Source organism: Fictibacillus phosphorivorans (assembly GCF_023715845.1).
In the GTDB taxonomy this organism is placed as follows: Bacteria; Bacillota; Bacilli; order Bacillales; family Fictibacillaceae; genus Fictibacillus; species Fictibacillus phosphorivorans_D.
Map to the genome: position 1 here is coordinate 225019 of NZ_JAMBOR010000001.1, position 13146 is coordinate 238164.

Annotated in this window: 13 protein-coding genes; 11 read left to right on the plus strand and 2 right to left on the minus strand. The window is 38.8% G+C overall.

All coding sequences use genetic code 11. From position 1 onward, the window contains the following. Positions 1-2: 2 nt before the first annotated feature. Positions 3-788: a phosphate ABC transporter ATP-binding protein PstB gene (gene pstB / locus M3206_RS01140; protein WP_251310761.1), complete on the plus strand. Its 786-nt coding sequence runs from the start codon at positions 3-5 to the stop codon at positions 786-788. A 24-nt stretch (positions 789-812) separates the two neighbouring features. Further along, positions 813-1472, plus strand: a complete 660-nt coding sequence (phoU, locus tag M3206_RS01145) for a phosphate signaling complex protein PhoU (protein WP_251310659.1) — start codon at positions 813-815, stop codon at positions 1470-1472. A 45-nt stretch (positions 1473-1517) separates the two neighbouring features. Here the strand turns inward: phoU and M3206_RS01150 are convergent, their stop codons facing one another. After that, entirely contained in the window at positions 1518-1988 is a 471-nt protein-coding gene (locus M3206_RS01150) for a hypothetical protein (protein ID WP_251310660.1), read from the minus strand. A gap of 20 nt (positions 1989-2008) precedes the next feature. Further along, positions 2009-2200 (minus strand): hypothetical protein, encoded by a 192-nt coding sequence (locus M3206_RS01155; protein WP_251310661.1) that lies wholly within the window; start codon positions 2198-2200, stop codon positions 2009-2011. A gap of 376 nt (positions 2201-2576) precedes the next feature. Here M3206_RS01155 and M3206_RS01160 point away from each other — a divergent pair, with 376 nt between their 5' ends. The 9 genes from M3206_RS01160 to M3206_RS01200 all read left to right on the plus strand — a co-directional run bounded on the left by M3206_RS01160 (position 2577) and on the right by M3206_RS01200 (position 13145). Further along, positions 2577-3236 carry a DUF4912 domain-containing protein gene (locus tag M3206_RS01160; RefSeq protein WP_251310662.1) on the plus strand — a complete coding sequence of 220 codons (660 nt, stop codon included), beginning with the start codon at positions 2577-2579 and terminating at the stop codon, positions 3234-3236. 15 nt (positions 3237-3251) lie between these two features. Further along, positions 3252-6050: a 1,4-alpha-glucan branching protein domain-containing protein gene (locus M3206_RS01165; protein ID WP_251310663.1), complete on the plus strand. Its 2799-nt coding sequence runs from the start codon at positions 3252-3254 to the stop codon at positions 6048-6050. After that, positions 6050-8461, plus strand: coding sequence for a sugar phosphate nucleotidyltransferase (locus tag M3206_RS01170; protein ID WP_251310664.1), 2412 nt, complete (start codon positions 6050-6052; stop codon positions 8459-8461). Before M3206_RS01165 ends, M3206_RS01170 begins: the two co-directional genes overlap by 1 nt. A gap of 3 nt (positions 8462-8464) precedes the next feature. Continuing rightward, complete coding sequence (locus M3206_RS01175; RefSeq protein ID WP_251310665.1) at positions 8465-10447, plus strand: glycoside hydrolase family 15 protein; 1983 nt, start codon at positions 8465-8467, stop codon at positions 10445-10447. Positions 10448-10547: 100 nt separating this feature from the next. Next, positions 10548-10697 carry a 50S ribosomal protein L33 gene (gene rpmG / locus M3206_RS01180; RefSeq protein ID WP_251310666.1) on the plus strand — a complete coding sequence of 50 codons (150 nt, stop codon included), beginning with the start codon at positions 10548-10550 and terminating at the stop codon, positions 10695-10697. 197 nt (positions 10698-10894) lie between these two features. Then, entirely contained in the window at positions 10895-11452 is a 558-nt protein-coding gene (locus M3206_RS01185) for a 5-formyltetrahydrofolate cyclo-ligase (RefSeq protein ID WP_251310667.1), read from the plus strand. A 40-nt stretch (positions 11453-11492) separates the two neighbouring features. After that, complete coding sequence (locus M3206_RS01190) at positions 11493-12257, plus strand: DUF92 domain-containing protein (protein ID WP_285876649.1); 765 nt, start codon at positions 11493-11495, stop codon at positions 12255-12257. Beyond that, positions 12242-12847, plus strand: a complete 606-nt coding sequence (locus tag M3206_RS01195) for a molybdenum cofactor guanylyltransferase (protein ID WP_251310668.1) — start codon at positions 12242-12244, stop codon at positions 12845-12847. Before M3206_RS01190 ends, M3206_RS01195 begins: the two co-directional genes overlap by 16 nt. A gap of 121 nt (positions 12848-12968) precedes the next feature. Beyond that, positions 12969-13145 (plus strand): hypothetical protein, encoded by a 177-nt coding sequence (locus tag M3206_RS01200; protein WP_251310669.1) that lies wholly within the window; start codon positions 12969-12971, stop codon positions 13143-13145. The last annotated feature ends 1 nt before the right edge of the window (position 13146 follow it).

A 13146-nucleotide genomic window follows, 5' to 3' on the forward strand; every position in this document is an offset into this window, starting at 1 on the left:
TAGTGGAGAAGTATCAAACCCCATCAGAACAGCTTAAACCGGTTTTCACGGTAAATCATTTAAATCTCTGGTATGGACAAGATCATGCTTTAAAAGATTTAAAATTTGATATACCTGAAAAACAAGTGACTGCAATCATTGGGCCATCAGGATGCGGTAAATCTACTTTTATCAAAACTCTGAACAGAATGGTAGAAATGGTCCAAGGTGTTCGGATATCAGGTGAGATTAAATATCGAGAAAAAAATATCTTCGATCCGAAGTACAGAGTAGAAGAACTTCGTACACTAGTTGGCATGGTATTTCAAAAGCCAAATCCGTTTCCTAAATCAATCTATGAGAATATCGCTTATGGCCCTCGAATCCATGGCATAAAAAATAAAAAGGTTTTAGATCAAGTTGTGGAAAAAAGTTTAAGGGGTGCTGCAATCTGGGACGAAGTGAAAGACAGATTAAATGAAAATGCTTACGGCCTCTCAGGCGGCCAGCAGCAACGTCTATGTATTGCACGCTGCCTTGCTATCGAACCAGACGTCATATTGATGGATGAACCAACATCTGCTCTGGATCCTGTATCTACATTAAAAGTGGAAGAGCTTATTCAAGAGTTGAAAAAAGAGTATAGCATTGTTATTGTTACACATAACATGCAGCAAGCAGCACGGATTTCTGACTGTACAGCATTCTTTCTAAATGGAGAAGTTATAGAATACACAAATACTAGCAAATTGTTCTCTCATCCTTCTGATAAACGGACAGAAGATTATATTACTGGACGTTTTGGATAATCAACAAGAATTGGAGTGAGATTAATGGTTGTTCGTGAAAGTTTTCAGCTTCAACTTGAAGAAATGAAGAAAGCTGTTATTGGAATTTCAAAGTTAACGGAAGAAGCTTTGCTACAATCGGTAGAAGCTCTAAAGAACCAAGATCTTGATAAAGCATTAGAAGTCATTGAAAATGATAGCAGGATCAATGCATTAGAAGATGAGATCAATGATATGGCTATCCTCTTAATCGCAAAACAAGCTCCTGTAGCATCGGATTTGAGACGAGTAATCGCAGCGATTAAGATCTCATCTGATATGGAAAGAATGGCTGACTTTGCAGTAAACATCGCAAAGTCTACGATTCGAATCGGTAAACAGGAATTTGTAAAACCTCTAGAAGAACTTCCTAAAATGGCCTATCTCGCCATTGAGATGCTGACAGCTGCTACGAAAGCATATGAGGAAGAAGAGGTAGGACGAGCAAAAGAATTAGCTGATATGGATGATGATGTGGATGAGACATACGGAAAAATAATTAAAGAACTTTTAGAACTAATGGCCAAAAATCCGGACCATCTATCACAGATCAACCAACTGCTTTTTGTGTGCAGATATATAGAACGTACGGCAGACCATGCCACGAACATTGCCGAACATATTATTTTCTTAGTTAACGGGAAGAGGCATGGGTTAAATGATTAAAAAAAGAGAGCAGGTGTGATGCACCTGCTCTCTCTATGTAGTCAATTATGAACTTGTAATTTCTTTAGCCAGTTCATCAAAGCTCATTTTGCTGTTTACCTGATGAGATTCAGCTCTAACAGCACCTTCTAAGTTATTGGACCTTAAATATTTTAAGAACTCTTTACTATCCTTAATGATGTTTCCTTTTTGAAGAAGGTCACAAACCTCGCCAGTACTCATTCCCTGCGTGATCGTTAAAGTCATTTGATAGACTTTCTCTTCTTCCTTTTCTGGCTCAGTCTTGGCTTCTTCATTTGAAGTAGAAGGAGCAGCGGCTACACTCTCAGTTTCTGTTAAAGAAGTATACTCTTCTTTTGTAATTGCCAACTCACCTTTTTCAGAAAGATATTGTTCCACTGCAGCATCCGTTAATTCAGCACGGTTTTCTGTATCCGCTGTGTAGTATACACCAGCTAATATTCCAGTAGAAATTATAATACCAGCTGAAAATCCCCGAAGGTTTTTGCTCGTCATCCTAATTTCCCCTCACAAACTTAGTTCTTATCGTCTACCATCATTTCATCTTCAAGAACTTTTAACTTCTTTTTAATTTGATAAATTTCTTTCATTAATTGAATCGTGAAATTTTCAAGCTGTGTTTCTACTGAATTTTCACGATTTTTCCGAAAGGAAAGAATCAAAAGAATAATACCGACTAGCAATAATCCAAAAATTGCAAACTCCATAAATATCCTCCCTAATTATAAAGCTATACCCTTTACTTTTATAACATAGTATCTATTTACGGTATAGTTTTTTTCACAAAAGTTTACACAAAATACTACCTTTCGACTATTTTCGAGTTATTCCACCGTCAATAATCCCATAAATTATAATTAATACCATGTTTTTGTACATATTTGTCTTAATGTCAGAATAATCTGATCAAGCAACCGGTTACAAAATCTTTACATAAACTGTAACCTCACGCGGGATAAAGAACCGCCATTTTTCGACTTTTTTGACACATTGTACATAAAAATATCTAATGATACGATTATTTAAAATCTTAAGAATAAATATAAGTTTACTAGAATAATTGAATAAGATGAGGTGATGAACTTGATCGAAGATATTGTAAAACTAAAGAAAAGAGGACTTACTTTGCAAGAGATCGCAGAAAAGATGAATATGTCTTTAGGAAAGGTTCAATATCGCTGGAACAAGTACCGCCAGCAACAAGTAACATCAAAAGAGGTTTCTGCTACAAAAGAGATTCCTGCTCAGCCAAAAGAAACAAAAAAGGAAAAATGGTCGATGCCGTTTGAGTATAAAGAGGCAAGTGCATGTCTTATGCCGCATACTCCTGAGAGTTTATATGTCTATTGGAGCTTTTCAGAATCGATCAAGAATATGGCTGAACATCATTTCCGCACTAAGTGGGAGGACCTGCCAGGCGTATTAAAAGTTTATGATGTCACGGATATTATCTTTTACGGACATAACGCACATCGAACATTCGAAATCGATCTTCCTCCTATGACGAACAACTGGTTCCTGAACTCGTTAGAACCTGACCGCACATACATTGTAGATATTGGCACCCGTACATTTGATGGCAGCTTCTTTACATTATTGCGCTCGAATCCAGCTGAAACGGGTTCAGCAGAAACAAACAGTTCTTACGATGAAAAGATAGAACGATGGAAGCATCAGGATATCACACAGCCTGAATGGCTTGAGAATTTTTCTACTTATTCATACTATCAAAAAATCAGATAGGAGAGAGAGTATATAATGTCTAACGGGTATTTCGCATTAATTTTGCACGCTCACCTTCCTTACGTGAGACATAAAGAAGCAAATAGATTAGAGGAAAGATGGGTATTTGAGGCACTTACTGAGTCTTATATCCCGTTATTATGGGTTCTAGAAGAGCAGCCTGAATCTATCTCTTGGACCTTATCGTTTTCCCCTCCTTTACTAGAACTATTGAATGATCCAGTTATTCAAAAACGATACCTAGAACATATCGATTCCACATTAAAACTCATTAAAAAAGAAAAGAACTTCTCAAAAGACAAACAAGAAAAAGAAATCATTAGCTTTTACGAAAAACGCTTTAAAAAGATTATGGATACGTATCAATCTCATGACTGTAAGATTATTCAAGCGTTTAAAACTTATATGGATGAAGGAAAAATCTCATGCATTACATCCGCTGCCACTCATGCCTTCTTGCCGTATGTGCAGACAGAGCAAGGAGTTCATGCACAAATTGCTGCTGGTATACGTACGTTCGAGAAATACTTCGGAAGTAAACCAACAGGGTTTTGGCTACCGGAATGTGCTTATTCACCCGGAGTCGATAAACTGTTAGCTGATGCGGGTATTCGTTACACATTTGTTGATGAACAAACCCTTCTTAAGAGTAAGCCCGTTCCAAGTAAAGGAATTGAAGCGCCGGTTTATTCTCCTCATGGAGTAGCCTTATTCCCTAGAAATCAGTTTATTTCTGAAACGATTTGGAATTCTTCTGTAGGGTATCCAGGAGATTTTGATTACAGGGAGTTTTATCGCGACGTCGCTTATGAACGCGACTTTGATTATATAAAAGGATTTATTCATCCTGATGGCATCAGAGTAGATACTTCTCTTAAATATTGGCGAATTACAGGTGAAACTGAGCATAAGGACTGGTACAACAGGTCTTATGCTAATGAAAAAGTAAAGCAGCACTCTACTGATTTTAACAATCGTATCAAGGACTACCTACATAACAACAAACAAACATTTCCTCCTACACTTATCACGGCACCATTTGACGCAGAACTTTTTGGACATTGGTGGTTTGAAGGACCAGAATTTTTATTAGAATCTATGAATGTTTCAAATGAACAAAATACGGAATGGATCACACCACAGGAATTCTTGCACAGACATTATCGAGACCTTGAAACGGTCAGACCTAGTTTTTCAACATGGGGAAGAAATGGGACTGGTGAAGTTTGGCTGAATCAAGAAAATGCATGGATGTATCGTCATCTTCATCATTGTGAGAGGAAATTAGTTGAACTCGCAGCTAAACTCTCAAAAGAAAAAGTGAATATCGTGATCGATCGATATGCGAATCAAATGGTAAGAGAATGGATGCTTGCTGCAAGTTCTGATTGGGCTTTTATCGTTGAAGGAAACAGCGCTGTTCAATATGCAAAAGAAAGATTTCAAGAGCATATTGAAAGGTTCCATACATTGTACGAAGCGGTTCAAGATGAAAGCTATAACGTTAACGAAATATCAGAATATGAAAATGAGTATCCGTTTATCATGCTGGATTTATGGCATTACTTCAAAAATCAGCATGACTTATATGTGAACACGCAGTATGAGAAGAAAAATCATAAAGGCAAAAAAATACTGATGCTTTCATGGGAATTTCCGCCTATGGTAGTCGGTGGGCTGTCGAGACATGTTTTTGATCTATCAAGAAAACTAACTGAGCTCGGACATGAAGTGTACGTGCTTACTTCGGCAGTAGAAGGTTATCCAGACTATGAGATAAACAATGGAGTTCATGTGTACAGAATTAAAGGTAACCAGCCATCTTTTGAATCTTTCTTTCATTGGACTGGCAGCTTGAATATAGCAATGGCTGATTATGCTGTTGAACTTTCCAAGAAAATTAAGTTTGATTGTATTCATGCTCACGATTGGCTCGTATCTGTTTCAGCACTAGCTATAAAAAAAGAATTGAAACTTCCTTTACTTACGACCATCCATGCTACCGAACATGGCAGAAACAATGGAATTACTTCACCTCTTCAGTATGAAATCAATCAAAAAGAATGGGAGCTGATGGATGGTTCGGATCGTCTCATTGTCTGCAGCACTTACATGAAAAAAGAACTTACGGATGTTTTTCGAATTCCTGAGAATAAAATATCGATCTTACCTAATGGGATAGATCCACAGCAAATATTAGCTGAACCAAATGAAAAAGGTGATGAAATCAATCGTCCGGATGATGAACTGTTGCTATTTTCTGTAGGGAGGCTCGTTAAAGAAAAAGGCTTCCAAACGATTGTAGAAGCTGCAGATATTATTAGACATAAAAGCCTTAAAGTAAGGTTTGTAATTGCTGGAAAGGGACCGTTATTTGAAGAACTAAATGCAATGATAAGGCAAAAACAATTAGAAAACTTTGTTCACTTAGCTGGCTTTATCAGTGATGAAGAAAGAAACATGTGGTTCGCACAAGCAGACGCGGCTCTTTTCCCAAGTCATTATGAACCTTTTGGTATCGTTGCACTTGAAGGAATGGCTGCAGGGAAATTAACAATTGTTTCAGACACCGGGGGATTGAGAGAAATTATTGATCATGAGGAAACGGGTTTAAAAATTTATCCGAATGACCCTCACAGCATCGTTTGGGCAGTAGAGTACATGTTGAGCAACCGTGAACGTTGTAAAGAGATGGCTAGGAAAGGTGAACAAACGGCTAGAACCGTTTTCAGCTGGGATTCAATTGCTGAGAGAACTGTCGACCTATATAACCAAATTCAAAATAAAACAGCAAAAGTAGGAGGAATGGTGTAATGAAAGGTGTAATCATGGCTGGCGGAAAAGGGACACGTTTAAGACCTCTTACATGTAACATGCCTAAACCTATGGTGCCTATGCTTCACAAACCGGTTATGGAATACGGGATCGAGCTATTAAAAAGGTATGGAATAACAGATATTGCTGTTACTGTTCACTATCTTCCAGATGCCATCAAGAACTACTTCGGAGATGGTCGGGATTTTGGTGTGAATCTTCATTATTTTGAAGAAGATAGCCCTCTTGGAACAGCAGGTTCCATAAAAAATGCTGAAGATTTTCTAGACGAACGCTTTATCGTGATCAGCGGGGACGCTTTAACTGATTTTGACCTTGAAAAAGGGATTGATTTTCATGAAGAAAAAGGTTCCCTGGTTACTATCTTAATGAAACAAGTAGAGTCTCCTTTGGAATATGGCGTGATCATGACGAATCAGGATGGGAAGATCATCCGTTTCTTAGAAAAGCCAAGTTGGAATGAAGTTTTCAGTGATACAGTAAATACCGGTATATATGTTCTTGAACCTGAGATTTTCCAATATATCGAAAAAGATGTACCAGTTGATTTTAGTAAAGATCTGTTCCCTTTACTCATGAAAGAAAATAAGAAATTGTTCGGCTATCAAGCGGAAGGTTACTGGTCAGATATCGGAAGTTTACAGCAGTATCGCCAGTCCCACTATGATATGTTGAACGGCCTTGTTAATCTTCCATTTGCGGGTAAAGAGCAAGAACCAGGAATTTGGATTGGTGAGAACGTGGTAATTGAAGAAGGATCAATGATTGAGGGTCCTGTAAGTATTGCAGATGGAGCGGTAATACGAAAGGGAGCACACGTTGGCAAGCTGTCTGTTGTCGGAAAAAACAGTGTTGTAAGTTCGGGAAGCTCTCTGAAAAAAACAGTTTTATGGAATGATGTTTTTGTTGGTGATCAATGTGAGTTGAGGGGAGCTACGATTGCTAACGGGACCAAAGTTGAGAAAGATGCCTCTGTATTTGAGCATGCTGTGATTGGTAATCATTGTACGATCGGCAAGAGTGCTACTATAAAACCAGATGTGAAGATCTGGCCGGAAAAAGAGATATTCGAAGAGGCACTTGTTCATACTTCTATCGTATGGGGCAAAAAGGCGACCAAGTCATTGTTTGGTTCAAGGGGCGTTTCAGGGATCGCGAATGTAGAAATCACTCCTGATTACATCGCGAGACTAGCATCTGCATATGGAGCAGTGCTTCCGTATGGTTCACAGATTCTGATCGCAAGTGATTCCCATGATTTTTCGGTAATGATCAAGCAATCTTTTATCCAAGGACTTCATTCATCAGGTGTACATACACTTGATATCAGCCCTACAGTTGCACCAGTGGTTAGATTTTCGATCGAAGATGAGCGTTTGCAAGGCGGGGTTTACGTCCGTTTCTCTAACCCTACTGGCGAAAAACAATTAATGATCGACTTTTATGATAACAAAGGCTTGCCGATTCACACGGATTTAGAACGAAAGATTGAAAATGCCTACTGGCAGGAAGATTATCGTCGAGCTTCATTCGATCGAATTGGAAAAGGTGCAATTCAGGTGAATAAGCATGAAGATTATACTTCTGCATTGCTCGAAGGTATTCAGGAAATCCAAATCCAAGAAGCTAAATTCAGAGTAGTTGTAAATTATAATCATCAGCCTTATTTGAATTTTATTCCAAATCTCTATAACAGACTGAACTGCGAGATTCTAACTGCTCCATATCAGACAAAGCCGGAAGAGATGGCTTCATTTGTTAGGGTAACAAATGCCAATATTGGTGTATTAATCGGTGAATCAGGAGAAACGCTGCGATTGATCACAGAAACCGGTGAAGTGTTAGATGAAGAAACGATGCTTGCTCTTTACGTATTTACAGCCTTTTCTCAAGGCAAACATAAGGAAATGGCGATTCCTGTCTATGGGTCATCGGCTTTAGATTCAATAGCAGAACGGCTAAAAGGGAAACTTATCCGTACAAAGGCTAACCCTAGGTCGATCATGGAAGTCGGAGAAGGGGTATTAAACTACCAATACGATGCTCAATACGCATTCGTTCATATTTTAGAAATGATGGCGATGCAACAGATCACACTTTCCGAACTCGTGAAAATGCTTCCTGATGTACACATGTTGAGAGAATATGTACCTTGTCCAAAAGATAAAAAAGGACGCGTGATGAGAAGGTTGATGGAAGATATAAGAGATAACAATGTAGAGTTGCTCGACGGAATCAAAGTCTTTCATCCAGAAGGCGGCTGGACTTTAATTTTACCTGATGTAGAACAACCTGTTTTTACGGTTTATTCACAAAATACGAATCCTGAACAAGCAAAGCAGGCAGCATCACAATACATTGAAAAAATCCAACGATATCAGCAGGTGTAAAGTATGCCAAGACATTTAGCTTTAGGCAATGGGAATTTACTTATTAACTTAGACCAATTTTTGCAGATCAGAGATATATATTTTCCCTATGTAGGTCAGCAAAATCATGTACAAGGTCATGTAAACCGTTTGGGAGCCAGTATCAATGGCTCCTTTTCTTGGCTTTCTTCAAGAGATTGGATAGTAGAACCCGGCTATCATACCGATTCGTTAGTCACCCAGTCCTTTGCAAGGAACAAAAAAGAAGGCGTATGCTTAAAGATTGAAGATGCTGTACATCAAAGAGAGAACATGTTCATGCGCAAGATTAGTATTATGAATGAGACCAATGAAGAGAAGAAGATTAAACTTTTCTTTCACCAGGATCTCTCCATTTACGAAACAGAAGTTGGAGATACGGCATATTACGATCCCCATAAATCAGTCATCATCCATTATAAAAAGAACCGGTATTTTTTATTTCATGCTTCACTAGATGGAAAAGGAATAGATGAATATACGACAGGTATTAAACGATTTCTTAGTGCAGAAGGGACATGGAAAGATGCCGAAGATGGCCATCTACATGTGAATCCCATTGCTCAAGGATCAGTAGACAGCACGTTTTCGATCACCGGCGTCTTGCCACCTCATGAAAAAAAGGAAGCCTATTATTCCTTGACTGTTGGGAAAAGCAGAGAAGAAGTTTTCTCTCTTTTTGATTACTTGATAGAGATCGGCCCGTCATTAACGCTGGACAAAATCGATGTTTATTGGCGAAGGTGGGTAAACAAAACGAAGATCAACCCATGCAACCTCTCAGATGAACTCCTGGATCTGTACAACCGAAGTCTATTAATTCTTCGTACGCAAACGAATCAGAACGGCTACATTATTGCCGCTAACGATTCTGATATCCAGCAGTATAACCGTGATCATTACAGTTATATGTGGCCACGAGACGGAGCGTTGATCGCTGCTGCTGCAGCAAAAGCAGGATTTCACGGCATGGTTAAAAATTTTTACAGAAGATGCGCAGAAGTTCTTACGAAAGAAGGGTACTTGCATCATAAATATAACCCAGACGGCTCGATAGGATCCTCGTGGCATCCGATGGTCGATAAAAATGGTGAGAACCAGCTTCCGATCCAAGAAGATGAAACAGCACTTGTTTTGTGGGCATTCTGGGAGCACTATAAAGAAACCGGCGATATAGAATTTGCCCAATCTCTGTATCGTTCCCTTGTTAGGCCGAGTGCCAGATTTTTGCTCCACTATATGAATGATGAACTAGACCTTCCACTTCCTTCTTATGATCTTTGGGAGGAGAGGAGAGGCATATTTACTTTTACAGCAAGCAGTGTATATGGCGGACTGATGGCTGCTTATTCCTTTGCTACATTATTTGGTGAAGACGATCGGGCAGAACGATACAAAAAAGGTGCTGAACGCATAAGAGCAGGTATGGAAAAACATCTGTATGATGAGGATGCGGGGAGATTTATCAGGGGTATCTACCTATTAGATGATCAGGCTTATAAAAAGGATTTTACAATGGAATCCAGCATGTATGCTTTATTCGCTTTTGGTGTGTTTCCTGCAGATGATGAAAGAGTCGTCCGGACAATGCAGCAGATGGAAAGAGAGTTAAGCATCAAAACGAACGTTGGTGGAATCGCGAGGTACACAAATGATTACTATTTTCAGCAAACACATGAAGTGGCAAAGGTCCCGGGTAATCCTTGGCTGATATGTACTCTCTGGGTAGCTAAATGGTACATTCAAAAAGCAAATTCTTTGCAGGATTTAGAGCGGCCGCACGAAATTTTACGTTGGATTCAAGAACATAGCTTTTCAACCGGCGTATTGCCAGAACAGCTTCATCCCTTTACTGGCGAAGCTTTATCCGTAGCTCCTCTGACTTGGTCTCATGCTACTTATGTCGATGTTTTAAAAGAATACACGACCGTGTATCAGAAACTTTCACAAAACTCTCTTGCCCGATAGATAAGAATTTGGTATCATGTTAAAGTATGGTTTAATAGAGAATAATGACTGTTAGTAACCATTAATATGTACTTTGGTAAAGATGTGGAGGGAAACAACAATGCGTGTAAACATTACTTTAGCTTGTACTGAAACTGGTGATCGTAACTACATCACTACTAAAAACAAGCGTACGAATCCGGACCGTTTAGAGCTTAAAAAATACAGCCCACGTTTAAAGAAATACACAATTCACCGTGAAACGAAGTAATTTCACTTAAAAACGCCTGATCCCCATGTATATGAGGAATCAGGCGTTTTTTCGTGCACAAAATTTGCTTAAAAGAATACATCGCTTGTTGTAATGCTATAGGGAACTTAAACACAAACTTAATCAGCGTTTCTGTTGTCTCTTCCAAGACACATGCTATGATTAAGACAACATTCAATTCATAAGAGGTGTTCTAAATGACGAAATCAGAATGGCGAAAAAAGATAAAGAATGAATTGCTTTCTTTAGAACCACGAGATCGTAAGGTTCTAAGTGAAAAAGCAGCTGCGCAGTTATTTACAACTGAACGCTGGATGAACGCGAACATTATTGGGATTACTGTATCTAGAAAATTTGAATTAGACACGACTATGATTATTAAAAAAGCATGGGATGAAGGAAAAACAGTTTGTGTACCAAAATGCTATTCTTCTAATAAACAAATGGAGTTTAGAGAGTTAAACTCATTTCATGAATTAGAAAATGTATATATGGATCTCTACGAACCGATTGAAGAAAAAACAACGGTAATCGAGAAGGAAAACATCGACTTATTAATCGTACCAGGTCTGATTTTTGATAAAAAGGGATATAGAATCGGTTACGGCGGGGGCTATTATGACCGTTACTTACAGAACTATCAAGGATCGACCATATCGATTTGTTACTCCTTTCAAACAGCAGAAACACTGCCATTTGAGGAATTTGATGTCCCAGTAGACCGGATCATTACTGAAGAAGGGCGCTATAAATAAAATGGAAGCTTTTCTTTATGTGGGGATCGCTCTCTTTTGTATGGTCTTTTTCCGCTTAAATCTCCTCACACTTATGGGAAGTTCTGCAGCATTCATAATGGGCGCCCTAACCTTTTACTCTTTTCAATGGCAAGGATTAGTCCTATTAGCAGTATTTTTTTTAACATCGTCGTTTTTAACAAAATGGAAAAGAGAAGTGAAGATGGATGAGCGTGCAGAACCTTTTGAAGACAAGAAGGGGCGGACAGCTGGTCAAGTGTTTGCGAATGGCGGGGCATCTACAGTTGCTGCAGTAGGGGCTATTTACACGGCAGACCCTATCTGGTTACTCATGTTTGCTGGCGCAATTGCGACCGCTACAGCAGATACCTGGGCGTCTGAGGTCGGAATCCTTTCAAAAGCGAAACCCTTTCACGTTAAAGAGTGGAGAAAGGTGGAAGCAGGACTTTCAGGAGCGGTTACTTGGTTAGGAACATCTGCTGCGATATTAGGAGCTGCCGCGATTGGGGGGAGTTATTATCTCCTTTATAATGAAGGTTCTGGTTCTTTAACTCTAACAGGTAGTTTGATCATTATTTTCGCAGGTTTTGCTGGAAATCTGGCAGATACGTTTTTTGGAGCTTGGTTTGAACAAAAGTATTATTGCCAACTTTGTAAAACAGAAACGGAGAGTATGTGGCATTGTAAAAAGAAAACAGTGAGAATTTTTGGTTTACCATGGGTAACAAATAACCTGGTTAACTTTAGTTCTACGATTATTGGTGCATTTATTGCAGGGGGATTATACATATGGATAGTCAAGTGACTTGTGCAGGTATCGTGTTGGCAGGTGGAGAATCCCGGAGATTTGGAAGTCCAAAAGCAATCGCAAAATGGAATAACAAAACATTTATAGAGTATTCAATTGCATCACTAAAAGCTCACACAGATAAGATCCTAATAATCACCCGTGAGGAACTACTAGCAAATCTAATGGGGTTCAGTTCAAGGTCTGTACGCGTCCTAAAAGATGTACCGCGCTATCAAGGGAAAGGTCCATTAGCAGGATTATATACCGGGATGATCAGCCAAAGAGCAGATTATTATCTTGTCATTCCGTGTGATATGCCTTTAATGAGCTGCATTATGTATCGAAAATGGTTAGCAGTGGCACAAGAAGGAAATTACGATTGCGTGATTCCTGTATTAAACGGAAAGATCTTTCCATTAAACGGCGTATATAAAATAACATGTTTACCGGATATCACTTCCTGCCTGCATGAAAATACCTTTAAAGTGTTAAAACTTCTTCAAAGAAAAAATACTAGCTATTTAGAAGTAGAAAAAGACGAAGAACACTTTTTCAAGAATGTGAACACAACAGAAGAGCTTGAAAAGATGATTGAGGGGAAATAGCTGTTTGAATTTTCAAAGATGGTCCAATCCAATAAAAAAATGCCCAAGAAATTTCATCATATGATCTGAAACGAATAAAAAAACCTCCAAACACAGAAAGTAAAGACAAGGAGGTTTTTTTATGAAAGGATTAATGATTAAAGGGTTTTTGATATTCCTTGCTGTAATACTTGGTTATAGAATGCGTTACCGCCTGATCAATATGGCTCTTGGACAACCGATCCTTCGACGTTTTGTTGTAGGGAGTGCTATGTCTTTTCCGGGATTGCGTTCCAAGATGATGGATGAATTGATCTAAA